General features: G+C 66.5%; 25 protein-coding genes. 13 read left to right on the top strand and 12 right to left on the bottom strand.

Translation table 11 applies throughout. From position 1 onward, the window contains the following. Positions 1–14: 14 nt before the first annotated feature. The 5 genes from Aple_RS43315 to Aple_RS43300 form a co-directional block, all read right to left on the bottom strand. A complete protein-coding gene (locus tag Aple_RS43315; protein ID WP_155350604.1) occupies positions 15–731 on the bottom strand; it encodes a class I SAM-dependent methyltransferase in 717 nt (238 codons plus the stop codon). 88 nt (positions 732–819) lie between these two features. Continuing rightward, on the bottom strand, positions 820–1,881 hold the full coding sequence (locus Aple_RS43310; protein ID WP_155350603.1) for a 2-oxoacid:ferredoxin oxidoreductase subunit beta: 1,062 nt from the start codon (positions 1,879–1,881) through the stop codon (positions 820–822). After that, a complete protein-coding gene (locus Aple_RS43305; protein ID WP_155350602.1) occupies positions 1,874–3,718 on the bottom strand; it encodes a 2-oxoacid:acceptor oxidoreductase subunit alpha in 1,845 nt (614 codons plus the stop codon). The genes Aple_RS43310 and Aple_RS43305 overlap by 8 nt, the downstream gene beginning before the upstream one ends. Positions 3,719–3,893: 175 nt before the next feature. After that, the gene (locus Aple_RS56530; protein ID WP_373869706.1) at positions 3,894–3,974 is read right to left on the bottom strand and encodes a putative leader peptide; all 81 of its coding nucleotides are present in this window, start codon (positions 3,972–3,974) and stop codon (positions 3,894–3,896) included. A 28-nt stretch (positions 3,975–4,002) separates the two neighbouring features. Continuing rightward, positions 4,003–5,502 carry a polysaccharide deacetylase family protein gene (locus Aple_RS43300; protein WP_170321959.1) on the bottom strand — a complete coding sequence of 500 codons (1,500 nt, stop codon included), beginning with the start codon at positions 5,500–5,502 and terminating at the stop codon, positions 4,003–4,005. Between the two features lie 519 nt (positions 5,503–6,021). On the opposite strand from Aple_RS43300, the gene Aple_RS43295 reads away from it, so the two are divergent. Genes Aple_RS43295 through nuoH form a run of 5 tightly spaced genes read left to right on the top strand, consistent with a single transcriptional unit; the run spans position 6,022 to position 8,571 of the window. Further along, complete coding sequence (locus Aple_RS43295) at positions 6,022–6,393, top strand: NADH-quinone oxidoreductase subunit A (RefSeq protein ID WP_155350600.1); 372 nt, start codon at positions 6,022–6,024, stop codon at positions 6,391–6,393. A gap of 22 nt (positions 6,394–6,415) precedes the next feature. Further along, complete coding sequence (locus Aple_RS43290) at positions 6,416–6,949, top strand: NADH-quinone oxidoreductase subunit B (RefSeq protein WP_155341561.1); 534 nt, start codon at positions 6,416–6,418, stop codon at positions 6,947–6,949. Between the two features lie 36 nt (positions 6,950–6,985). Next, the gene (locus Aple_RS55850) at positions 6,986–7,117 is read left to right on the top strand and encodes a hypothetical protein (RefSeq protein WP_281361698.1); all 132 of its coding nucleotides are present in this window, start codon (positions 6,986–6,988) and stop codon (positions 7,115–7,117) included. Between the two features lie 4 nt (positions 7,118–7,121). Then, positions 7,122–7,640, top strand: a complete 519-nt coding sequence (locus Aple_RS43285) for an NADH-quinone oxidoreductase subunit C (RefSeq protein ID WP_155350599.1) — start codon at positions 7,122–7,124, stop codon at positions 7,638–7,640. After that, positions 7,633–8,571, top strand: coding sequence for an NADH-quinone oxidoreductase subunit NuoH (gene nuoH, locus Aple_RS43280; protein WP_155350598.1), 939 nt, complete (start codon positions 7,633–7,635; stop codon positions 8,569–8,571). The genes Aple_RS43285 and nuoH overlap by 8 nt, the downstream gene beginning before the upstream one ends. Here nuoH and Aple_RS55845 read toward each other — a convergent pair whose 3' ends face one another. The 3 genes from Aple_RS55845 to Aple_RS43265 all read right to left on the bottom strand — a co-directional run bounded on the left by Aple_RS55845 (position 8,572) and on the right by Aple_RS43265 (position 11,388). Further along, positions 8,572–9,963 carry a serine/threonine-protein kinase gene (locus tag Aple_RS55845; RefSeq protein ID WP_155350597.1) on the bottom strand — a complete coding sequence of 464 codons (1,392 nt, stop codon included), beginning with the start codon at positions 9,961–9,963 and terminating at the stop codon, positions 8,572–8,574. A 72-nt stretch (positions 9,964–10,035) separates the two neighbouring features. Beyond that, entirely contained in the window at positions 10,036–10,716 is a 681-nt protein-coding gene (locus tag Aple_RS43270; RefSeq protein WP_155350596.1) for a ComEA family DNA-binding protein, read from the bottom strand. Positions 10,717–10,731: 15 nt separating this feature from the next. Further along, complete coding sequence (locus Aple_RS43265) at positions 10,732–11,388, bottom strand: ComEA family DNA-binding protein (RefSeq protein WP_155350595.1); 657 nt, start codon at positions 11,386–11,388, stop codon at positions 10,732–10,734. Between the two features lie 157 nt (positions 11,389–11,545). Between Aple_RS43265 and Aple_RS43260 the strand changes: the two genes are divergently transcribed. The 7 genes from Aple_RS43260 to Aple_RS43230 all read left to right on the top strand — a co-directional run bounded on the left by Aple_RS43260 (position 11,546) and on the right by Aple_RS43230 (position 19,611). After that, positions 11,546–12,049 (top strand): NuoI/complex I 23 kDa subunit family protein, encoded by a 504-nt coding sequence (locus Aple_RS43260; RefSeq protein WP_155350594.1) that lies wholly within the window; start codon positions 11,546–11,548, stop codon positions 12,047–12,049. Beyond that, positions 12,046–12,576: an NADH-quinone oxidoreductase subunit J family protein gene (locus tag Aple_RS43255; RefSeq protein ID WP_155350593.1), complete on the top strand. Its 531-nt coding sequence runs from the start codon at positions 12,046–12,048 to the stop codon at positions 12,574–12,576. The genes Aple_RS43260 and Aple_RS43255 overlap by 4 nt, the downstream gene beginning before the upstream one ends. Positions 12,577–12,610: 34 nt before the next feature. Then, positions 12,611–12,997, top strand: coding sequence for an NADH-quinone oxidoreductase subunit NuoK (nuoK, locus tag Aple_RS43250; protein ID WP_155350592.1), 387 nt, complete (start codon positions 12,611–12,613; stop codon positions 12,995–12,997). A gap of 226 nt (positions 12,998–13,223) precedes the next feature. Next, on the top strand, positions 13,224–15,110 hold the full coding sequence (locus tag Aple_RS43245) for an NADH-quinone oxidoreductase subunit 5 family protein (protein WP_155350591.1): 1,887 nt from the start codon (positions 13,224–13,226) through the stop codon (positions 15,108–15,110). Next, positions 15,107–16,720, top strand: coding sequence for a complex I subunit 4 family protein (locus Aple_RS43240; protein ID WP_155350590.1), 1,614 nt, complete (start codon positions 15,107–15,109; stop codon positions 16,718–16,720). Before Aple_RS43245 ends, Aple_RS43240 begins: the two co-directional genes overlap by 4 nt. A 256-nt stretch (positions 16,721–16,976) precedes the next feature. Beyond that, the gene (locus Aple_RS43235) at positions 16,977–18,668 is read left to right on the top strand and encodes an NADH-quinone oxidoreductase subunit N (protein WP_155350589.1); all 1,692 of its coding nucleotides are present in this window, start codon (positions 16,977–16,979) and stop codon (positions 18,666–18,668) included. Between the two features lie 97 nt (positions 18,669–18,765). Beyond that, complete coding sequence (locus Aple_RS43230; protein ID WP_218038805.1) at positions 18,766–19,611, top strand: M48 family metalloprotease; 846 nt, start codon at positions 18,766–18,768, stop codon at positions 19,609–19,611. Positions 19,612–19,618: 7 nt separating this feature from the next. Here Aple_RS43230 and Aple_RS43225 read toward each other — a convergent pair whose 3' ends face one another. Together Aple_RS43225 and Aple_RS43220 are read right to left on the bottom strand one after the other, a co-directional pair. Continuing rightward, on the bottom strand, positions 19,619–20,194 hold the full coding sequence (locus tag Aple_RS43225; protein ID WP_155350588.1) for a pyridoxamine 5'-phosphate oxidase family protein: 576 nt from the start codon (positions 20,192–20,194) through the stop codon (positions 19,619–19,621). 19 nt (positions 20,195–20,213) lie between these two features. Next, complete coding sequence (locus tag Aple_RS43220; RefSeq protein WP_155350587.1) at positions 20,214–21,197, bottom strand: hypothetical protein; 984 nt, start codon at positions 21,195–21,197, stop codon at positions 20,214–20,216. A 201-nt stretch (positions 21,198–21,398) separates the two neighbouring features. On the opposite strand from Aple_RS43220, the gene Aple_RS43215 reads away from it, so the two are divergent. Beyond that, positions 21,399–21,893, top strand: a complete 495-nt coding sequence (locus tag Aple_RS43215) for an RNA polymerase sigma factor (RefSeq protein ID WP_155350586.1) — start codon at positions 21,399–21,401, stop codon at positions 21,891–21,893. A gap of 101 nt (positions 21,894–21,994) precedes the next feature. Here Aple_RS43215 and Aple_RS43210 read toward each other — a convergent pair whose 3' ends face one another. Further along, positions 21,995–22,486, bottom strand: a complete 492-nt coding sequence (locus Aple_RS43210) for a YajQ family cyclic di-GMP-binding protein (protein WP_155350585.1) — start codon at positions 22,484–22,486, stop codon at positions 21,995–21,997. Between the two features lie 50 nt (positions 22,487–22,536). Further along, positions 22,537–22,829 (bottom strand): GNAT family N-acetyltransferase (locus Aple_RS43205; protein ID WP_155350584.1); only part of this gene is annotated, 293 nt, incomplete at its 5' end.

Raw genomic sequence — 22,829 nt, 5'->3', positions numbered from 1 at the left:
GTCTGTTACAGAAATCACGCGGTGACGGCGTATATCCGAGTTGTTCCGAACACGTCGATTTCGCTGGTCCGGCCGCGGGTGACCGTACGCAAATGCCGGAACCGCCCGGTGCCGAGCAGGTACGGCTCCTCGATCGGATTGAAGTAGATGACCTTGACCGGCCGCGGCCTGCGGTCCACCGAGGCGAGCAGCTTGGTGACCGCGGCGGCGAAGATCTCACCCCGGAACGGGTTGTTCAGGAAGACCACGGTGACGTCGTCGGGGATCTCGTAGTCGAGCACGTCCGACTGGACCAGGTCCACCCGGTCCGGGTGGACCGGCAGCCGGGTGGACTTCAGGTTGGCCCGCGCCACCTCGGTCAGCTCCGGCGACAGCTCGACGCCGATCACCTTGCGAAACGGGAATCGGGCGGCGGCCTCCAGGACCATCCTGGCCTTGCCGGAGCCCAGGTCGAGGAAGACGTCCTCGGCGCGGACCTCGTGCGCGGGGAGGGTACGGCGGAGGGTGCCCCAGTTGGCGGGCGAGTAGTAGACGCGTTCGTCGTGGGCGAGACCGAACTGGTCGAGGTGAGCGAACTCGGTGGTCTCCACGCCGTACCGGTAGTCGAAGAGCAGGCGGCTCACGCGCTGGCGGGCCCGGCGGATATTGCCGGCGAGGATTCCGCTGAACGCGCTGCCTAATTCCTCGGTGGCGAGTTCATAGAGAGGGACACCTTCTAACAGAACGGTCACATCGCCTCCACTGGGCTGGAACGGTTCAACGAACCTACCGCCGTCGCACGAATCGCGACAGCGGTAGATCGCAATTATCCCGATCAGCTCAGCTGATCCGCCAGGTGTCTCCCCCGTGCAGCAGGTCAGTCAGGCTGCCCCGGCCCTTCTGCGCGGTCGCCGCCTCCAGCTGGTTGCTCATGAGCTCGTCGTAGGACGGCCGGTCCACCGAGCGGAAGATGCCGATCGGCACGTGCGCGAAGGCGGGCTCGTCCAGCCGGCTGAGCGCGAACGCCAGCGACGGGTCCGGGTGGTGCGCGTCATGCACCAGGATCTCCTCCTCGCGCAGCGACGCCCGGGGCACGACCTCCACGCCGCCGGTGGGCGCGAGCCGGACGGCCTGGTCGGCGAAGACGATCGGCTGGCCGTGCTCCAGCTTGACCGTGATCGCGTCCCGGGTCGCCGGGTCCTTCATCATCTCGAAGGCGCCGTCGTTGAAGATGTTGCAGTTCTGGTAGATCTCCACCAGCGAGGTGCCCCGATGCGCGGCGGCCTCGCGCAGCACCGACTGCAGGTGCTTGCGGTCGCTGTCCAGCGTGCGCGCCACGAACCCGGCCTCGGCCCCGATGGCCAGCGAGATCGGGTTGAACGGCCGATCCAGCGACCCCATCGGCGTCGATTTCGTGATTTTCCCGACTTCGGAGGTGGGCGAGTACTGCCCCTTCGTCAGCCCGTAGATCCGGTTGTTGAACAGCAGGATGTTCAGGTTGACGTTCCGCCGCAGCGCGTGGATCAGGTGGTTCCCGCCGATGGACAGCGCGTCACCGTCCCCGGTGATCACCCACACCGACAGATCCGGCCGCGAGGCGGCCAGCCCCGTCGCGATCGCCGGAGCCCGCCCGTGGATCGAGTGGAACCCGTAGGTGTTCATGTAGTACGGGAACCTGGACGAGCACCCGATGCCCGACACGAACACCGTGTTCTCGCGCTTGATCCCCAGCTCCGGCATGAACGACTGCACCGCCGCCAGGATCGCGTAGTCCCCGCACCCGGGGCACCAGCGCACCTCCTGGTCGGACTTGAAGTCCTTCAGCGTCTGCTTGCCCTCGGCCCGGGGGACGAGCGCGAGCCCGCGCCCGTTCTGGTGGCCGTTCACCGATAGCTCACTCACTGTCGATCACGTCCTGGATCACGCCTGCCAGCTCCTCGGCCTTGAACGGAAGCCCTCGAACACGGTTGTAGCTGATGATGTCCACCAGGAACTTGGCCCGGAGCAGCAGGGCCAGCTGGCCGAGGTTGATCTCCGGCAGCAGCACCTTGTCGTAGGACTTCAGCACCTCGCCGATGTTCTTGGGGAACGGGCTGAGGTGGCGCAGGTGGGCCTGCGCGACCTGGCCGCCCGACCGGCGCACCCGGCGGATCGCCGCCGCGATCGGGCCATACGTGGAACCCCAGCCGAGCACGAGCACCCGGGCGGACCCGGACGGGTCGTCCACCTCCAGATCGGGCACGTCGATGCCGTCGATCTTGGCCTGCCGGAGCCGGACCATGAGGTCGTGGTTGTTGGGGTCGTAGGAGATGTTGCCGGTGCCGTCGGCCTTCTCGATGCCGCCGATCCGGTGCTCCAGGCCGGGGGTGCCGGGGACCGCCCAGGGGCGGGCGAGCGTCTCGGTGTCCCGCTTGAACGGCAGGAACGTGCCGTCGTCGCCGTTGACCTCGGTGGTGAAGTCGACGGAAATATCCGGCAGGTCGTCGATCTCCGGCAGCTTCCACGGTTCGGAGCCGTTGGCCAGGTAACCGTCAGACAGCAATATGACCGGTGTGCGGTACTTTAGGGCGATTCGTGCGGCCTCGACGGCGATGTCGAAACAGTCCGACGGGGTCGAGGGGGCGACGACCGGGATGGGGGATTCACCGTTGCGGCCGTACAGCGCCATGAGCAGGTCGGTCTGTTCGGTTTTGGTGGGCATGCCGGTGGACGGTCCGGCGCGCTGCACGTCCACGACGATGAGCGGCAGTTCGGTGGTCACCGCCAGGCCCACGGTCTCGGCCTTGAGCGCCACGCCGGGCCCGGAGGTTGTGGTCACCCCGAGCGCCCCGCCGAACGCCGCGCCCAGCGCCGCGCCGACGCCCGCGATCTCGTCCTCAGCCTGGAAGGTCCGGATCCCGAACCGCTTGTGCTTGGACAGCTCGTGCAGGATGTCAGAAGCCGGAGTAATCGGATAAGACCCCAGGAACAGCGGCAAACCCGACTGCACAGAGGCGGCGATCAATCCGTACGCCAGGGCCTGGTTGCCGGAGATGTTGCGATAGATCCCAGGCGCCAGCTTGGCCGGCTTGATCTCGTACGACACCGAGAAGGCCTCGGTCGTCTCGCCGTAGTTCCAGCCCGCGTTGAAAGCCGCCACGTTCGACCTGGCGATGTCCGGCTTTTTCGCGAACTTCGACTCGATGAACTTGATGGTGGCCTCAACCGGCCGGTGGTAGAGCCAGGACAGCAGGCCCAGCGCGAACATGTTCTTCGCGCGTTCCGCGTCCTTCTTGGAGATCTGGAACTCTTCCAGCGCCTTGACCGTCAGCGAGGTCAGCGGCACCGAGTGCACCCGCCACTCGCTGAGCGACTCATCCTCCAGCGGGCTCTCCGCGTAGCCGACCTTGGCCAGGTTGCGCTTGGTGAACTCGTCGGAGTTGGCGATGATGTCGGCCCCGCGCGGGAGGTCGGACAGGTTCGCCTTGAGCGCCGCCGGGTTCATCGCGACCAGGACGTTGGGCGCGTCCCCGGGGGTCAGGATGTCGTGGTCGGCGAAGTGGAGCTGGAAGCTCGACACGCCCGGCAGGGTGCCCGCGGGAGCGCGGATCTCGGCCGGGAAGTTGGGAAGTGTGGAGAGGTCGTTGCCGAACTCGGCGGTCTCCGCTGTGAAGCGGTCTCCGGTCAACTGCATGCCGTCGCCGGAGTCACCCGCGAACCGGATGATCACGCGGTCGAGTTGCTGAACCTGTTTGGTCACAGCTGCTCAATCCTCCTTGACGCGACCGAGCGCAGGAGCTCGTCGCGTTCTTGTCTTCATGCTAGGTCCCCGGAACTACGAAAAATTGTCGTAGTTTGCTCTTCGCCGAGGGTGTGACTTACACGGAGCGGTCGGACAGTGATCCTGGGGGCCTTCAGGGGGAACGTCACTGTTGTCAGGTCGCCCGGCGACACAGCCCCGACGCGAGCCGGCACAGGTCTACGTGTCGACGCGTGAAGAGGATGTTTCGGGTCACGCTGTCTAACTATATGTCCCCGCCGCTGTCACGGCAGCGGGTGCCCACGACGCGAGACGGCAGCCGTCCCACCTGCGTCGTAGGTGTGGCCGGGGGCGAGTTGCCCAGGGCCGTACAACTCGGGCACCGTGACGAGCGTGAACCCGCGCGCGGCGAGACCCGCCACGATCGCCGGGATGGCGTCGGCGGTGGCCGGGTTGGTGTCGTGCAGCAGGACGATCGAATTGCGCCGCACCCCGGCCAGCGTGCGCGCCGCGATCGCGCCGGGATCCTCGACTCGCCAGTCCTTCGGATCCACGTTCCACTGCACCACGGCCAGGCCCAGCTCCCTGGCGACATCGGTCACCTTCGGATCGATCGCGCCGTAGGGTGCCCTGACCAGCGTCGGCCTGTTCCCGGTGATCCCCTTGATGAAGCTCTGGGTACGGCTCAGCTGGTCGTAGACCCGGTTCTCCGGCAGCGTGGTGAGATCCCGGTGGGTCCAGGTGTGGTTGGCCACCTCGTGCCCGCGCTCCCGCATCCTGGCCAGCAACTCGGGCCGGACCGCCGCGTTCGACCCGACCGTGAAGAAGGTGGCCCGGTTGTCGCCGAGCGCTTCCAGCACCCGCGCGGTGTTCGGTCCGGGGCCGTCGTCGAAGGTCAGCGCCACGCAGGTGGCGAGCGCGCAGTTCACCCGGCCCTTGCGGTCGCTGATCGTGCCCAGGTCCGGCGTGCCGGTGTTCGGCCCGGACCGCCCGCCGCCGCCGCTCATCGCGACGATCTCCGGAACGGTCGCCGGCTTGGCGTTCTCCACCGCGTGCCTGGCCCGCCGCCCGAACGGGGTGAGCAGGGCGTCGGCGTCCTTGCGCGGGATGGCGGTCGCGATCCGGCCCATCGATCCCGGGGCCACTTGGTAGTCGTCGAACTCCGCCACCAGATCGCCGCGGGAGTTGAAGTCCAGCGAGTCGAACAGGAGGGGGTCGGGGCGCACGGCTTCGGTGTCCACCGCGGGGTCGAGAGCCAGGTGCTGCTTGACCAGGGCGGCCAGCAGGTCCAGGTCGTTGACCAGCTGGGCGGAGCCGAGCACGCGGCCGGCGGGTCGGTCGTACCAGAGGGTTCTGGTGGAGTTGGCCCAGCGGGTGCCGGCGTATTCGCCGGTGCGCAGCCGGACCCCGACCACGTCGGGGGAGGCGGCGGTGAGCTGCCAGTCCACGTTGTATTCGGGGGCGGGGAAACGGTCGGCCGTTTTGGTGTGGGTGGCGTAGTGGTTGGCCGCCTTGGTCATGTCGGTGTGCAGCCGCTTGTTGAGCACGGGGGTGTCGGCCAGGGTGGGGTAGGTGAGGTGCATATGGGGTTGCCGGGATTCGCCGGAGATGGTCTCCGGGTTGAGTCCCTGGACCCCGGCCGGGTCGACGTAGGTGAGCATGGTCGGCTCTGACGCCAGTGTGACGTGATCGTCGGTGCCATCACCTGAGGAGGTGGTCACGGCGCATCCCGCGCACAGCGCGACACACAGCGTGATTCCTCCGGCGAATCGAAATGATGGCATATATGCCACGTTAGGGCGATTTGTCCCCCGGCCATACGGCTTTGTCATTGTTTGGGCGTTTCTTTGACTGGCATGGGGCTGTGTCTATGGCCGCGCCTCCGGCACGGCGGGCTCGGCCGGTCTCAGCCTGTGTCTTCTCTCGTCTCTCCGGCCGCTTGGCGACCTGCGTTCCTCCGTCCAGACGCAGGCGCGGCTGTGTCTATGGCCGCGCCTCCGGCACGGCGGGCTCGGCCGGTCTCAGCCTGTGTCTTCTCTCGTCTCTCCGGCCGCTTGGCGACCTGCGTTCCTCCGTCCAGACGCAGGCGCGGCTGTGTCTATGGCCGCGCCTTCGGCACGGCGGGCTTGGCCGGTCTCGGCCTGTGTCTTCCCTCGTCGCTCCCGGCCGCTTCGCGACCTGCGTTCCTCAGTGCAGACACGGGCGCGGCCAAGCCGCTGGGACATACGACTTACGGAGCGGGGATTGCTCTAGGGCTGTTGGGTAACCTCTCTTCGGGGGGTGCGCAGGAGCGAGGAGGGCTGATGACCGGATATTTCGGGTCATACGTGGTTGTGGCTGTTCTGCTCGGGGTCGGTGTGGCGATCTTCGCGGGTGGGCTGCTGGTCAACCGGTTGCTTCGGCCCGATCGGCCTACGGCTGAGAAGCTGACCACCTATGAGTGTGGGGTCGACCCTGTTGGTGAAGGGTGGGCGCAGTCGCAGATCAGGTACTACGTGTTCACCTATCTTTACGTGGTCTTCGCGGTGGATGCTGTGTTCCTGTTCCCCTGGGCGACCGTTTTCGCCGATGTCGGCTTCGGTCTCACCACGCTGGTGGAGATGTTCGTCTTCCTGGCGTTCATCGCGCTGGGCATCCTGTACGCCTGGCGCAAACGCGTGCTCGCCTGGACGTGATTCGAGGAGGAGAATGCGACCCATGGCCGATCTTCCGATGCCGACTGTGGGCCCGGTCTCCCGGCTCGCCCCGAAACCGATGAAGTTCGTCCTCAACTGGGGTCGCAAGTACTCCCTGTGGGTGTTCAACTTCGGCCTGGCCTGCTGCGCGATCGAGTTCATCGCGACTTCGATGAGCCGCCACGATTTCATCAGGTTCGGCGTCATCCCGTTCGCCAACGGTCCCCGCCAGGCGGATCTGATGATCGTCTCCGGCACGGTGACCGACAAGATGGCCCCTGCCGTGAAACGCCTCTACGAGCAGATGCCCGATCCCAAGTACGTGATCTCGTTCGGCGCGTGCTCCAACTCGGGCGGCCCTTACTGGGACTCCTACTGCGTGACCAAGGGCGTCGACCAGATCATTCCTGTCGATGTGTACGTCCCTGGCTGCCCGCCCCGCCCGGAGGCACTGCTCCACGGCATCGTGAAACTTCAGGAAATGATCGCCACCGAGAACCTCAGCGACCGTTATGTCTGGGCCAAGGACCAGCCGGGCAACCCGGTGATCACATGAGCGGCGACGGGCGGGAATCGGCCACGGCTCTCCGGGTTGATCAGGCCCTCCGGGCTCTCCGGATTCTCCGGGTTGATCGGGTTCTCCGTGCTCTCCGGGCTGATGGGGTTCTCCGGGCTGATGGGGTTCTCCGGGCTGATGGGGTTCTCCGGGCGAAGGGTCGAGTGATCGCGTGATCGACTTCCCGGGAGCCGTGCTCTCCGAGAGCTTCGGTGAGACCACCGCCGACGTCGAACCGGCCGACTGGGCGGATGCGCTGCGGCATGCCCGCGATCAGGGTTTCACCTTCTTCGACTGGCTGACCGGGGTCGACGACCCGCCGGATGGCTTCTCCGTCGTGGCGCACGTTTTCGACCCGGAGTCCTTCACGCACCTGCTGATCCGGACGCGGGTGCCGCGCGCAGATCCCCGCCTGCCCTCCGCGACGGGCGTCTATCGCGGGGCGAACTGGCACGAGCGCGAGACGTACGAGATGTTCGGGGTGATTTTCGAAGGTCATCCGGATCTGAAGCCGCTGCTGCTGCCCGACGGTTTCGAGGGTCATCCGTTGCGCAAGGATTTTGTGCTCGCCGCCCGGGTGGCGAAGGTCTGGCCGGGGGCCAAGGAGCCGGGCGAATCCGGTCATGGCGCGCCGAGTCGCCGCAAGATGGCTCCGCCCGGAGTTCCGGCCGATTGGGGCAAGGATGCTTGAGATCGCGCTCCGGCTCATCGTGATCATCGGCGCGTTCCTGTTGCTGCCGCTGATCGTCGGGCAGTTGGAGCACAAGGCGATGGCGCATATGCAGTCCCGCCTGGGGCCGATGTACGCCGGGGGGTTTCACGGCTGGGCGCAGCTGATCGCGGATGGGGTGAAGTTCGTCCAGAAGGAGGATGTCATCCCGGCCGCCGCCGACCGGGCCATCTTCAAGATCGCCCCCGCGGTCGCGCTGGTGCCGTACCTGGTCGTGATGATCGTCATCCCGGTCGGGCCGGGCTTGTACGGCGTGGATCTGGACGCCGGGCTGTTCTTCGTGCTGGCTGTCATGGGCGTCGGCGTGCTCGGGTCGATCATGGCCGGGTGGTCGTCGGCCAACAAGTATTCGGTGCTGGGCGGGATGCGGTCGGCCGCGCAGCTGATGTCGTACGAGCTGCCGCTGGTGCTGGCCGCCTCCAGCGTGGCGATGGCGGCGGGGACTCTCTCGCTGACCGGCATCGTCGAAGCCTGGCAGTGGTGGTGGCTGCCCTGGCAGGCCATCGGCGCGGTGGTGTTCTTCGTGGCGGGACTGGCCGAATTGCGCCGGCCGCCGTTCGACATGCCGATCGCCGAGTCCGAGATCATCATGGGGCCGATGACCGAGTACACGGGCATCAGGTTCGCCCTGTTCATGCTCACCGAATATGTCGGCATCGTGGTGCTTTCCGCGCTGACCACCGTGCTGTTCCTGGGTGGCTGGCACGGGCCGTTCCTGCCTGGTCCGGTGTGGACGCTCATCAAGATCTTCGTGCTGGCTTTCGTGGTGATCTGGGTTCGGGTCAGCTACCCGCGGATGCGCGAGGACCAGCTCCAGAAGCTCGCCTGGGTGGGGCTGGTGCCGCTCGCGCTGTTCCAGCTGGCGTTGACCGGTGTGGTGAAGGTGCTCTGATCAGTGCACGATGCCCAGCATGACGTCTGAGGCCGAGGGGCGGTTCTCGGCGCGCTTGTCCAGGCAGGCGCGGGCGAGTTCGCGGAGGCTGGCGGGGAGGGCGCTCAGATCCGGCTGATGGTTGATCACCCGGTTCAGGATGGCGGGGATGGTGTCGTCGCCGAACGCGGTCCGGCCGGTGGCGGCGAAGATCATCGTGGCAGCCCAGCTGAATACGTCCGTCTTGGGGCCGACCACTTCCCCGGCGAGCTGTTCGGGTGACATGTACGCGGGTGTGCCCATGATCTGGCTGGCCGTGGCGGTCACCTGGTCGAGCGCCTTGGCGATGCCGAAGTCGATCACGCGCGGGCCGTCGGCGCCGATCAGCACGTTGCTCGGCTTGAAGTCGCGGTGCACGATCCCGGCCTTGTGGATGGCGGCCAGCGCGCCGGACGTGGCCAGGGCCAGGCGGATCAGGCCATCCTCGGGGCGAGGGCCCTTCTCCCGCACCAGCTGGTCCAGGGACTGGCCGTCCACGAACTCGCTCACCACGTACGCGAGTTCGGCGGTGACGCTCACGTCCAGCACGCGCGCGGTCGAGAAGGGGGCCACCCTGCGGGCCGCTTCCACCTCGCGCAGGAATCGTGCCTGGGCCGCCTCGTCGCCCGCGATGTGCGCGTGCAGCACTTTGATCGCGACCTTCCGGCCCTGTGGGTCGACCCCGAGGTAGACCGAGCCCTGCCCGCCCTTGCCTAAGCTCCCGATCACCCGATAGTGGCCGAGTTGTTGCGGGCGGTTCGATCCGTCGGCGGGCCCGTTGGCGCCTGGACGGGTGGCGGCGTCGCGCCAGGGTGAGCGCGGACCGGTCGAATGCGGCTGCGGCGGGCCCATCGGCGGACCCATCTGCGGGCCCCTCGGCATCGGCTGACCCATGGGCGGACCCATTGGCTGGCCCATGGGCGGACGCGGTCCGGTCATGTGCCCGGCCGGGCGCGGTGGCGGCGGAGGGAAGCCCGGCCCCGGGGGCGGCATCGGCGGACGAACCGGCATCGGCGGGTACGGCTGGTTCATCTGGTGTGGCTGGTTCATCTGGTTCATTTGGTGCGGCTGGCTCATCTGGTGAGGTGCCTGCTGGCCGTAGAAGACCTTGGTGCGGATGATCAGAGCCTGGATCAGGCCGCCGATCCAGTTGATGAGCAGCCCGACCGTCATGGTCGTGTCGAGCCAGGTGGGCAGCAGCTCCAGGTCGTCGTACGACGCCACGGCGATGACGAAGATGACGGTACTCAGGACGTATCCGCCGGTCGAGATGATCAGCCACGGGCTGCGACGCCGGTATGCCGCATACCCAATGATGAACGGCGTACCGAACCCACAGGTAAACAGCGGGACCAGGGCCCACAATACGGTCAAGCCATCAGGGGTCCTGGGCTGTTGCTGCTGCCAATACGGGTTCACAGCGCGAGAATACGGATTTCTCGGGTATCACGGGAGATAGACGGTGTACTCCGCCAGTTCATCATTGAGGTGCACGGGCAGATCGAGCAGGACAGAAAGCTCGTTCGCCGAGGTGAACGGGCCTGCGGAGGCCCGGGCGGTAACAATTCGGTCAGCCACCTCCGGCGTGATACCGGGAATGCTGTTGATCGCCTTCGCGGAGGCGTGGTTGATGTCGACCAGGCCGCCGTCGTCGTACTCGCCGGGAAGGTCGGGGTGGCCGATGCCGAGTTCCCTGGCCAGCGCCGGGTCGCGCGCGGCCAGCTCGCGGGACTCCTGGCGGAGGCGGCGGCGGGTGGTGGCGAGTTCCAGCGCCCGCTCGTTGGCGGTCTTCTCGACCGGGCGGGTGTCGAAGACGGCGGCGCGCGCGTAGAGCGTCTGGGCGAGGCCGCCGAACATGTTCAGGAGCAAGCCCAGCGTGGTGGTCGTGTCCAGCCATTGCGGCGCGCTGTCGATGGGCTCGTAGTTGGCCGCCTGGATGAGGAAAAGGACGAAACTCGTCGCGTACACGCCTGCGGAGAGGAACAGCAGAGGGCTGCGGCGGCGGACGGCGGCGTGGGCGATCACGAACGGCGTGGCAGAGCCGAGTGTGATCAGCGGGGCCAGGGCCCAGACGACGCTCAACGCGACCCGGGTGCCCGATTTCAGGTGCCGGCGAGTGGGGTGCACAGGGCGAGGATACGGTTACGGCAGGTAGACGCTGTACTCGTCGAGTTCGTCGTTGAGGTCGACCGGGAGGTCGAGGGTGACCGACAGCTCCTCGGCTGAGGTGAAAAGACCGGATTCGCGGCGCGCGCTGAGCACCCGATCGACGAGATCCGGCGTCATTCCGGGAACGGTCCCGATCACGCGCGCGGGTGCGTGATTGAAGTCGATCAGGCCGCCGTCGTCGTACTGGCGGGGGAGATCCGGGCGGCCGACGCGGAGTTCCTTGGCCAGTTTAGGATCGCGTTTGACCAGCTCACGTGCCTCCTGACGGAGCTGGCGCCGGTATCGTGCATGCTCAAGCGCTTGCTCGTTCGGGGTACGCCGGACCGGGCGGGTCTCGAAGACCGTGGCCCGGATCAGGAGCGAGTGGAGCGTTCCCCCTATCCAGCTACCGAACAATCCGATCACCATGACCGCCGCCGGAATCCCCGGCACTGGATCCTCGTAGGAGTTAGCGATGGCCAGCCACGCCACCATCCCCGCCGCGTACATGGCCGCCGCCACCCCGAGGCCCCAGCTCCGCCGCTTGGCAGCCACGAACCCCATCGTGAACGGAGTCGCGAACCCAAAGGTCACCAGGGGCGAGAACGCCCACAGGAAGCTGCCCGCGGTCGACCGCGGCGGGTGGTTCATATGTGAACAATACGCGGGAAACCCCTCCGAGCATCCTGGTCGGCGAAGCACGTGCCCCCTAACTTCCCGGGGAGGCGATCGTGCGTCATGATGTTGAATCGTGGCGCGCATACCAGGTAAAGGGCTGGCGAAGGGGCTGGCTGTCACCCTGCGACACATGCTGCGCAGATCGGTGACGCAGCAGTATCCAGAGGTGCAGCCGGAGTTGCCGCCGCGCAGCCGCGGGGTGATCGCTCTGGTCGAGGAGAACTGCACCTCGTGCATGCTGTGCGCGCGGGAGTGTCCCGACTGGTGCATCTACATCGACTCGCACAAGGAGACCATCCCCGCTCCCGAAGGCGGCCGCGCCCGCCAGCGGAACGTGCTCGACCGGTTCGCGATCGACTTCTCGCTCTGTATGTACTGCGGCATCTGTATCGAGGCGTGCCCCTTCGACGCGCTCTTCTGGGCGCCTGACTTCGAATACGCCGAGCACGACATCAGGGACCTGCTTCACGAGAAGGACCGGCTGGCCACCTGGGCGACCCGCGTGCCACCCCCTCCCGCCCACGAGATCGGCGCGGAACCCCCCAAGGAGCTGGCCGCAGAATCGGCTTCCGCCAGATCTATCCGCCCCCCTGGTGCTCTTCCGAAACGCCCCCCGTCCAAGGGGGATGCGTGACCCCCGCCCTCTGGCCACCGACGGCACAGGAAATCGTCTTCCTGCTGCTCAGCGTGGTCGCGGTCGGCTCGGCCCTGCTGGTCGTCACCACCCGCCAGCTCGTGCACGCCGCCCTCTGGCTGGTCGCCTGCTTCGGCGCCCTCGCGGGCACCTACCTGGTCCTGACCGCGGAGTTCGTCGCGTGGGTCCAGGTGCTCATCTACGTCGGCGCGGTCGTCGTGCTCATGCTGTTCGGCATCATGCTCACCCGCGCCCCCATCGGCCGCACCGCCGACCTCAACTCCGGCAACCGCGTCATCGCGGCCATCGTCGCCATCGCGACCGCCGCTGTCCTGGTTACGGTCGTCATTGATGGTTTTCGCACGGCGTACACGCCGCTGGAGCCCGGCACGGGCTCGGCCGAGTCCCTCGGCGGGAGTATCTTCCGCATCTGGGTGCTCCCGTTCGAGGCTCTGTCGATCCTGCTCCTCGCCGCTCTGATCGGCGCCATCGTGATCTCCCGCACCGACATCAAGGGCCGCGAATGACCCGCCCACCCAACCTCCAGGCGGTGGGCTGACCATGCACGTCGTCTATCCCGCCGTCGTGGCCGCCCTCCTCTTTTCGATCGGCGTGTACGGCGTGCTCGCCCGGCGCAACACCATCCTTGTCCTGATGTCGGTGGAGTTGATGCTGAACGCGGTCAACCTGAACTTGGTCGCGTTTGATGTCTGGTTGCGGGATCAGTTGCATGGCGGCCAGGTGCTCACCCTGTTCGTGATCGTGATCGCCGCAGCCGAGGTGGGCATCGGCCTGGCGATCGTCCTGGCCGTTTACCGAAACCGCCAGACCATCGACTTGGACCGCCTCCGCGAACTGTCCGAACCCACCGAACTGTCTGGAACACCCAGTCCCAATGGCTCGAAACCGGTGACAACGAAGGTCACGACCGGAGGTGATCCGGAGTGATCACGAAAGCTGTTGTGTCTGGCGATCGGTGCCTTCGCGGTTGCGGGGTGGTGGGGCGGCGTGGCCGTTTGCGCCTAGATGGGGGCGTGGGGGTGGTCGCGGAGGCTGTTGTGTCACGCGGTCGGGCTCGGTGCGGTCGCGCTTGCCGGGTGGGGCGGCCGGGTTGTTTGCGCTCAGATGGAGGCTTCGGAGTGATTTCGGAGGCTGCTTCCGGAGGTGTTGGGGGATGATCGTCGCCGCCGCGCTCATTGTGCTGTTGCCCTTTGTTGGGGCGGTGGCGGGGTTGTTGGGGTCGCGGTGGCCGCGGGGTGGGAGCCGTACTGAGGAGAACAACGCTCGGGCCAATCGGTGGGCTGGCTGGTTCGCGGTGGGGGCGGCGGCCGGGGCGTTGGCGTTGACGGTGTGGCTGGCCTGGCAGGTGTCCGGTGCGGGTGGGGCCGCTGATGTGTTCTGGGCCGAGTTTCTGCCGGGGTCGGCTGAGGGCACGTTGACCGTGATCGATACCGGGGCGATCCCGATTTCGGTGGGGCTCCAGGTCGATGGATTGTCGGTGCTGACTGCCATCCTCGTGACCGTGGTGGCGACGGCGGTGCAGGTCTACTCGGTGGGGTATCTCCGGGGCGATTCGCGCTTTCCTTCGTACAGTGCGTTTATCAGCTTGTTCACCAGTGCGATGTTGCTTGTGGTGTTCGCCGCCGATCTTCTGGTGCTGTATGTCGGCTGGGAGATCATGGGGTTGTGCTCGTATCTGTTGATCGGGCACTGGTGGGAAGATCGCGCGAACTCCCGCGCGGCGGTGAAGGCGTTCCTCGTCACCCGGCTGGGTGATGTGGCCTTCCTTTTCGGGATATTCACCCTAGGTTTCGCGGCAGGCAGCTTCCGGATCGATGACGTGATCGCCGCCGACATCCCGACCGGAACGCTGGTCCTGGCGACGATGTTGCTGCTCGGCGGTGTCGCCGGGAAGAGCGCGCAGGTGCCGTTGCACACCTGGTTGCCCGACGCGATGGCCGGTCCGACCCCGATCAGCGCGCTCATCCACGCCGCCACCATGGTCGCCGCCGGGATCTTCATCGTCGCCCGGCTGTTCCCCGTCTTCCCGCAACCCACCCTGGACGTTCTCGGCGTGCTGGCCGCCATCGGCATGCTCGGCGCCGCTCTTGCCGCCCTCGCTCAGGACGATCTCAAACGTGTCCTGGCCTATTCGACGATCAGCCAGCTGGCGTACATGGCCGCCGCGCTCTCCGCAGGCTCACCCGACGCCGCCATTTTCCATCTGATCAGCCACGGCGCCTTCAAAGCCCTGCTGTTCCTCTGCGCCGGCGCCGTCATCCACCATGTCGGCTCCAACCTGCTGAGCCACATGGGCGGCCTCCGCCGAGCCATGCCGATCACGTTCTGGACGATGACCATCGGTTTCGCCGCGTTGATGGGCCTCCCTCCCACCAGCGGTTTCTTCAGCAAAGACGCCGTCATCCTGGCCATCGAACACTCCACCAGCCCGATCCGCCTCTTCCTGTACGGCTCCGCGTTGATCACGGTTGGCGTCACGGGGGCGTACGCGATCCGGGCCTGGCTGCGTACCTTTTTCGGCGAGGAACACGTTCATGCCCTCGCGGAACCCGTCCCTGGCACAGCGCACGTTTTCGACGGCCGCGAGGCGCCCCGCACGATGGTGTGGCCGCTCGGGCTGCTCGCGATCCCCGCCCTGCTGCTGGGTTTCATCGGCGTCGCCGACGTCGACTGGCCGTCGGCCGTGGTTAGTCTGCTCGTTGTGCTCCTCGGGGCGGGAATCGTCTATACGACCTGGCGTGGGGCTCCCCACTCAGATCCCGCCCGCCTGCTGGGGCCGTTCCGTGGCCCTTGCGAGCAGGCCTTTTATGTGGATCGCGTCTATGCCGCGCTGATTGCCCGCCCAACGCTGGCGTTGGCTCGTGGCGTCGTGCGGACCGACACACATGTGGTGGACGGGGCGGTTCGTGGCTCTGGTCGGCTCACATTTGGCCTGTCTTCCCTCGCCAGGCTCAGCCAGAACGGCAACGCTCAGTTGTATGTGACGGGCTTGCTGGCGGGAGTCCTGTTGATCGCCGTGGGGGCGGTGATGCTGGGATGAGCAGTTCTGGGTGGCTTTTGGTCGTGCTGGTGGCGTTGCCGCTGGTGGGGGCCGCCGGGCTGATGGCTCCTGCTTTTGCCGGGCGTGTTCCTCGCGGTTATGGCTTGGCCGTGTCCGGAGCCACGCTGGCGGTGGCGGTCGTTCTGCTGGCAGGGTTCGACTACTCCGCGCCGGAGCGCATGCAGTTCGAGACCGATGTGCCGTGGATCCCAGGTCTGGATCTCCGCTTCCATCTGGGTCTCGACGGCATCTCCCTGCCCTTGGTCGTCCTGACCGCCTTGCTGAGTTTCCTATGTTTCGGCTACCTCGCAGGGCGATCTTCGCAAGGCGGGGTCCGGCTTGAGGCACTCCGGCCAAGAGCGCTCGTCTTCACCTTGCTGGTCCTGGAATTCGGCATGATGGGCACATTCGTCGCGCTCGATCTCCTGCTGTTCTTCGTGTTCTTCGAGGTCGTGCTGATCCCGATGTATTTCGTGATCGCGATCTGGGGCGGCACACAACGACGCGCCGCGGCGATCAAGTTCATCCTCTACACCTTGCTCGGCTCCGCCGTACTCCTCCTGGGACTGCTCCTGATCTGGTCCCAAACCGGCACCCTGGACATGGTCGCTCTCGCGCAATCCCATCCGATGTCACGAGCGACGCAGATCATCGCGTTCATCGCCATCGGTATCGGCCTCGCGGTGAAGACCCCCATGTGGCCACTACACACCTGGCTACCCGACGCCCACACCGAAGCCCCCACCGTGGGTTCAGTCCTCCTGGCCGGCGTCCTGCTCAAGATGGGCACCTACGGCTTCGCCCGAATCGCGATCCCCATTCTCCCCGAGGGTGCCGCAACCATCGCCCCCTGGCTCGGCGCTTTCGCCGTCATCGGCATCGTGTACGGCGCACTCGCCTGCCTAGCCCAGCAAGACCTGAAACGAATGATCGCCTACTCCTCCGTCGGCCACATGGGCTTCATCCTGCTCGGCTTCGCCACCCTCACCCCCGTAGGCATCAACGCCGCCCTTTTCGGAAATGTCGCCCACGGCCTCATAACCGGCCTCCTCTTCTTCATCGCCGGAGCCATCAAGGAACGCTACGGAACCGCCGACATGACCCGCCTCGGCGGCGGAATGCTCGGCCGCCTCCCCTACGTCGGCTCCCTCCTCACCTTCGCCTGCATCGCCTCCCTCGGCCTCCCCGGCCTAGCCGGCTTCTGGGGAGAAATGCTCGCCCTACAAGGCGCATTCCAACCCGCAGCCATCCTGTCCCGCCCTCTTTTCCTCGTCTTCATGACCATCGGCGGCCTAGGCGCAGTCCTCACCGCCGCCTACTTCCTCCTCATGCTGTCCCGCATAACCCACGGCCACCCCGGCGAACCCCTCACCACACCCCCCGGCCCTCCCACCGAAACAGCAGAAGGATTCCCCAACCTCACCGAGCCCGTAGCCACCAGAACAGCAACAGCCGAAGACCCCCTCCTCCTCAGAACAGCCGACGTCATGCCGTCCGAACTGGCTGCATGGGTTCCGCTGGTCGCGCTGACCGTGCTTTTCGGCCTATGGCCATCGGCATTGCTCGGGCTCACCGACCCGGTCGTCCAATCCCTGCTGGGGGCGCCATGATCTGCGCTGGGCTCACTGGGCTCCTCGGGATGGCGAGGGACGGAGGGCTCGTCGGCGTTATTGGAGTTCACCGGCCTCGGCCCTCTGCTGGGGGCGCCATGATCCGCGCTGGACTCACTAGCCTCCTCGGGACGGCGAGGGACGTAGGGGCCGTCGGCGTTGCTGGGGCTCACCGGCCTCGGCCCTCTGCTGGGAGCCCCATGATCTGCGCCGGCTCGCTGGGCTTCCCGGACCGGCGAGGGATGGAGGGGGCGGGATGATTCAGTCCATCGACTACTGGGCGATTGCCGCGCCGTTGATTCTCGCGTTGACCTCGGGATTGGTGCTCGTTCTCGATGTTTTTCTGCCCAATCGGGCCGGAGTGTCGCGTGCCGTGCTCGGGTTGGTTTCGCTGGTGGGGGTGCTGGCGGCGCTTGGGGTGGTGGTGGCGCAAGCCGTACGCGGGGATGAGTTGCGGACGTTTTGCGTGCCAGGGGCGGCTGAGTCGTGTTCGTTTGTGATGGATTCGTTCACGGTGATCTTCGCCGGGCTGACGCTGGTGGCGGGCGTCGTCGTCGTGCTGCTGTCGATGGCGGAGTTGGCCGGTGGGCGGATTCCGGTGGGGGAGTGGTACTTTCTGCTGCTGGCGACGCTGACCGGTGCGGTGCTGCTGCCCGCCGCGCGGGATCTGGTCATGCTGGTCGTCGCTCTGGAACTGGTATCGCTTCCGGTGTTCGCGTTGACGGCGCTGCGACGATACGACGGCCGGGCCTCTGAAGCGTCGTTGAAGCTTTTCGTGGTCTCCGTGGTGTCGACCGCGGTCATGCTGTTCGGGGTTTCGCTGCTCTACGGCATGACCGGTGCGGTGCATCTGGATCGCCTGGCCGCGGCCCTGCGACCGACATATTCCTATAGTTCCAGCGCCCTCACCAGCCAGCCCGTGCTGGTCCAGCACCTGGAATCCACCGGTGCCGTGCTCCACGACGGCTCCGCCGTCGTGACCGTAGGCGTCGTGCTCGTCGTCGCCGGGTTCGCGTTCAAAGTCGCGGCGGTGCCGTTCCACTTCTGGGCGGGCGACGTCTACGAAGGCGCGCCGGTGCCGGTGGCCGCACTGCTGTCGGTGGTCTCGAAGGCGGCGGGCTTCGCCGGATTGATCCTGGTTCTCAGCCATGCCCTGTTCAGCGAGGCCGCCACCTGGACACCCCTCGTCGCGATCATCGCCGCGCTCACCATGACGGTCGGCAACGTCCTCGCGCTCCGGCAACGCCACGCGGTGCGCATGCTCGCCTGGTCGTCGGTCGCGCAATCGGGCTACATCCTGGCACCGCTCGCGGTCCACGTGGACATCGTCGCCTTGATGAACCGCATGAGCGGGCCCGCCGCCGTCGGTAACCCGGTCGTCACCCCGGACACCGCACCCGCCGTGGCCGAATCCGGCGCGTCCGTCATCTCGAAATCACAGGCCATCGAGCTATCCGGCGATGTCGGCATGTTCTGGGCCGCGAACGCCTCGATCGCCTACCTGGTGTTCTACGCGGCGATGAACCTGCTGGCGTTCGCCGTGGTCATGCTGATCTCCCGCAGGCACGCGCGAAACCAGCTCGACGACTACCGAGGACTCGCCTATCGCAGCCCCGGAGCCGCGATCTCCCTCGCGTTCGCCCTGATCTGCCTGGCCGGACTCCCACCAGGCCTCGCGGGCCTGTTCGCCAAGGTCGTCGTCTTCCGTGAGATCGTCGCGGGCGGCCTCGGCTGGCTGGCGATCGTCATGGCGGTCAACACCGTGATCGGGCTCTACTACTACCTGGCATGGACAGCTCGGCTGTTCACCCCGGCTCCGGCAGGCGAGAGCCGTACCGTGACGGAAGAGCGCGGGCGGACCCCCGTGGTCATCGCCATCGGCGCGGCGTTACTGCTCACGGTCGCCTTCTCGGTGGCGCCCCAGCTGGTGCTCGGCACCCTCGCCTGAACCCCGTTTCCGGGAACGTTCGACCGGACCGCGCGCGTTGGACGGTCGGCGGGCGCGGGGCGCTCCGCTTCTTCGGGCTGACCGGGAGGAGGAGGGCGTGCGTCACAACGGTGTGCGTACGGCGGTGCTTCTGGGGGTTCTGTCCGGTTTGATGCTGGCGGTGGGGGCCTGGATCGGCGGCGGCACGGGGGTGCTGATCGCGCTGCTGATCGCGCTCGGGGCCGGTGGCGTGGCGTTCTTCTGCTCGGACCGGATCGCCCTCGCCGCCCTGCGCGCCCGTCCGGTCGGCGAGGTAGAACAGCCAGAGTTGTACGGCATTGTCCGCGAACTCTCGTATGACGCCCGCCGCCCGATGCCCCGCCTGTACCTCTCCCCGACCAACCAGCCGAACGCCTTCGCCACCGGTCGCAACCCCCGCAATGCCGCCATCTGCGTCACCCGCGGCCTGATCACCCTCCTGGACGAACGGGAACTTCGCGGCGTGATCGCGCACGAACTCTCGCACGTCTACAACCGCGACATCCTGCTCAACTCAGTCGCGGGCGCGCTGGCCACGATGATCACCTACTTCGGCTACATCGGCGTGCTCTTCGGCTCCACCGACGACGGCGACGAACCTCCCGGCCTGCTCGGCACCCTGATCCTGCTGACCCTCGGCCCGGTCGCCGCCACCATGATCCGCCTGGCCGTCGCCCGCTCCCGCGAGTTCGCCGCCGACGAGGCTGCGGCCCGCCTGACCGGCGACCCCGGATCCCTGGCAAGCGCCCTCCGCAAGATCGACGCGGGCACCCGGCATCTCCCGCTCCCGCGAAACGCCCAGATCGCCTCGGCCGGCCACATGATGATCGCCAGCCCGTTCGGCGCCGGCTCATGCTTCGCCACGCACCCGCCGACCACGGAACGCGTCGCCCGCCTGGAACGTATGGCGGGCCGCCCGGCCTGAGCTCCCGTCAGGAGTGCAGGTGGACCGGGTCCGTCTCGTCGGGGCGCAGGGCGGGCAGCCCGTCGATGCTCTCGCGGTTGTTCTTGGCCCGATAGGCGCGGCGTTCCTGCACGTCCTTGCGGCCCGCCCACTCATCGAGGAGCGTGCGATCCTTCTCGAACGTCATGAAGGGGACGGAGAAACCGCACGAATCGGTGATGCGATCGCAGGCGATCACGATGATCGATCGAACCCCCGGGTGCGGCCCGAACTTGCCGATCAGCTGGGCGAATTGCGGATCTTCCGGGGTGACGACCGTGCCGGTGCCGTACAGGCGGACGATGTTGGGTTTGCCGGAGAACGCGCAGAACATGACGGTGATGCGGCCGTTGTCGCGGATGTGGGCGATGGTCTCCACGCCGCTGCCTTCGAGATCGAGATAGGCGACCGTGGTCTGGTCGAGTACGGCGAACGTGTCGGCGTATCCCTTGGGGGAGACGTTGACGTGCCCGCCGGATTCTGGGGCGGTCGCGACGAAGTAGACCGGCTGTGAGGTGATGAACTCCCGCAACCGGTCTGTCAATTCCTCATAGATCTTGCCCATATGGCGACGATAACCCAGCTCATCCTCCCGGCAGCCGGTAATCCCAGACCATGGACTTGATCTTGAACGAGTCGGTCTTCTTCGCCTCGCCGGTGCCGGCGTCCAGGTGCCACGATGTCGTCAGGGTGGCGGTGTAAGTCTCCGCGTCATGGAACGTCCAGACCGAAAGACGATCACTGGTGTCCCACAGCGCCCGCTGCACCGACTCCGTGTCCGGAATCGCCGCCTTGATCCTCTCGCCGAGAGTGTCCTGAGCCAGGTCGTAGGTCCGCAGATACTTCTTGCCGGTGGCGCTGTTCACGATCACGGCGACCGTGGCGCCGTCGTCGGCCAGCGCGACCGGCGCATTGTTCGAGATCACCTGCGGGACGACCTGGCTGTTCGCCACGTTGCCCGTCGTGTCGTACGCGATGTACTTGAGGGTGTTCTCGTTCGTGTACTCGGAGGCGAGGAGGTATTTCCCGCCCGGGCTGATGGACTCCACCGACGCGTTGCCCTTGACCGTGCTGACCGTGCCGGTGTCCACCTCGACGATCCAGGACGGCCGCTTGGCGGTGTCTGCGAGGTAGTCGACGGCCAGGAGCGTCCCGTCCTTGGACAAGAACGTTCCAATATCGCCCATGGTGAGCCCCTTGGGCACCTGGGCGACCTTGCTGGGGAGCGTGAACACCTTGTCCGTGGTCAGGTCGCGGACCACGAGTCGCCGGTCGGACTTGCGGAAGTACACGACCCTTTGCCCGTCACCGCTCAGGGTGATCGGCAGCGACACCTCCGTGGAGTTTTTGCCGTTCACCCAGACCTGGAAAACCTGCGCGTCCGCCAGCACGAACTGCTTGCCATCCCGCCGCGTTATCGTCCACGGGCCGCACGGCACCCGGTAATCCTTTTTCGGGCAGCTTTTCAGCACCGCATATCGAGCGGTAGCGTCCGTATCCTGCGCCTGCGCTGGATACGCCACAACGACGGACGCCGCCGCGACCGCCAGAATCGCCAGTCTTTTCATCGTCATTCCTTTCTTCACTTGAAGTAGATGCGATCGCACGGCCAAAGGTTGTGCAACGAATTGATAACGGATGGTGAGTACGCGTAACGAACTCGATCCGACAGGCCGGTGAAACCGGGATCGGCCAGGCTCGTCCCTGTGAACACGTCAACCGAATCCCGACATGGCCTGCCAGGTCGTGCCTCGTACTGCCGGCGTGGCATGCTGGAGCGTTTCCGCGCAGGTGACGAAGCCGCGTTCGCTGAGATCGGGGCTCGTTACCGGCCCGCGCTGTTCCGTACGGCGCTGACCCTGCTCGGGGATGCGCACCTGGCCGAAGAGGCGGTCCAGGACGCCCTGCTCCGCGCGTGGCGGAACGCGTCAAGCTTCGACAGCGATCGCGAAATCGCTCCCTGGCTGTACCAGATCGTCCGGCGCTGCGCGTTCAGCGTGCACCGGCGGGTCAGCCGCCATCCGGCCACCGTCGAACTTCTGGACACTATCCCTGAACCGACTACCGATAGCGATGTTTTGGAGTCTGTGCGGCATGCCGTACAAAATCTTGAGCCGGATCATCGGCGGGTGGTCGAGCTCATGTACTTCGAAGGTCTGACCCAGCAGGAAGTCGCCGACCGGCTCCGCGTCCCGATCGGAACAGTGAAGTCACGCGCTTCCCGGGCGCATGACCGCCTCGGTGAACTTCTCGCACGACAATGAATTCAACAGTGCCCAGACATGGGCCGAGGCACAGGGAAGACGCGTGGTCGACCGTGTGCCTCGGAAATCGCCCGTGGAACGAGAACAGAAATGCCGTCTCGTCAGCGGTAGTTCTTGAACTGGAGCGCGATGTCGAGATCTTTGCCCTTGAGCAGGGCGATGACCTCCTGCAACTCGTCCTTCTTCTTCGAACTGACCCGGAGCTCCTCGCCCTGGATCTGCGCCTTCACGCCCTTCGGCCCCTCATCCCGGATGAGCTTGGAGATCTTCTTGGCGTTCTCCTGGTCGATGCCCTCCTTGAGCGCCACGGCCATCCGATACTCCTTACCGGACAACTTCGGCTCCTCGGCGTCGAGCACCTTGAGCGAAAGCCCGCGCTTCACGAGCTTGTCCTTGAACACATCGAGAACCGCGTTGGCCCGCTCCTCGCTGTTCGCCTTGATCTCGATCCCCTTCTGCCCCGACCAGGAAATACTCGCCCCGGTCCCTTTGAAGTCGAAGCGATGCCCGACCTCCTTGACCGTCTGGTTCAAGGCGTTATCGACCTCCTGCCGGTCGATCTCCGACACCACGTCAAAACTGCTATCGGCCATCGCTGTCCGTATCCTCTCCTCGTTCGACTTCGACCTTAGTGGCCGCGAGCTCACACGTCCCTGCGCATGACCACACGCGGCTCAACCGCAATCCCCGACTCCCGCTCGTACGCCACCAGCCTCGCCATCTCGGGCCCCCACCGCTCCCCCTCCAGTACGGCAAAGCCCCGTCGCGCGTACCACGGCGCATTCCACGGCACATCCCGAAACGTCGTCAAGGTCACCGCATCCGACACCGCCGCCGCATGCTCGCACACCGCCTCCAGCAGCGCGCTCCCAACCCCGCGCCCCCCATGCTCAGGCCGCACCGCCAGCTGATCGAGATGAACCACCCCATCAACCC

Source organism: Acrocarpospora pleiomorpha (genome assembly GCF_009687885.1).
Classification (GTDB): Bacteria; Actinomycetota; Actinomycetes; order Streptosporangiales; family Streptosporangiaceae; genus Acrocarpospora; species Acrocarpospora pleiomorpha.
Note: the sequence above shows the minus strand (reverse complement) of the source record. Positions and strands in the feature narration are given on the sequence as shown.

Bases quoted from the DNA above. Each gene is read 5' to 3' on its own strand.
- Aple_RS43300 (WP_170321959.1), bottom strand. From the start codon at position 5,502: ATGCCATCATTTCGATTCGCCGGAGGAATCACGCTGTGTGTCGCGCTG.
- Aple_RS43295 (WP_155350600.1), top strand. From the start codon at position 6,022: ATGACCGGATATTTCGGGTCATACGTGGTTGTGGCTGTTCTGCTCGGG.
- Aple_RS43290 (WP_155341561.1), top strand. From the start codon at position 6,416: ATGGCCGATCTTCCGATGCCGACTGTGGGCCCGGTCTCCCGGCTCGCC.
- nuoH (WP_155350598.1), top strand. From the start codon at position 7,633: ATGCTTGAGATCGCGCTCCGGCTCATCGTGATCATCGGCGCGTTCCTG.
- Aple_RS43265 (WP_155350595.1), bottom strand. From the start codon at position 11,388: ATGAACCACCCGCCGCGGTCGACCGCGGGCAGCTTCCTGTGGGCGTTC.
- Aple_RS43260 (WP_155350594.1), top strand. From the start codon at position 11,546: ATGCTGCGCAGATCGGTGACGCAGCAGTATCCAGAGGTGCAGCCGGAG.
- nuoK (WP_155350592.1), top strand. From the start codon at position 12,611: ATGCACGTCGTCTATCCCGCCGTCGTGGCCGCCCTCCTCTTTTCGATC.
- Aple_RS43245 (WP_155350591.1), top strand. From the start codon at position 13,224: ATGATCGTCGCCGCCGCGCTCATTGTGCTGTTGCCCTTTGTTGGGGCG.
- Aple_RS43240 (WP_155350590.1), top strand. From the start codon at position 15,107: ATGAGCAGTTCTGGGTGGCTTTTGGTCGTGCTGGTGGCGTTGCCGCTG.
- Aple_RS43235 (WP_155350589.1), top strand. From the start codon at position 16,977: ATGATTCAGTCCATCGACTACTGGGCGATTGCCGCGCCGTTGATTCTC.
- Aple_RS43225 (WP_155350588.1), bottom strand. From the start codon at position 20,194: ATGGGCAAGATCTATGAGGAATTGACAGACCGGTTGCGGGAGTTCATC.
- Aple_RS43220 (WP_155350587.1), bottom strand. From the start codon at position 21,197: ATGAAAAGACTGGCGATTCTGGCGGTCGCGGCGGCGTCCGTCGTTGTG.
- Aple_RS43215 (WP_155350586.1), top strand. From the start codon at position 21,399: ATGCTGGAGCGTTTCCGCGCAGGTGACGAAGCCGCGTTCGCTGAGATC.
- Aple_RS43210 (WP_155350585.1), bottom strand. From the start codon at position 22,486: ATGGCCGATAGCAGTTTTGACGTGGTGTCGGAGATCGACCGGCAGGAG.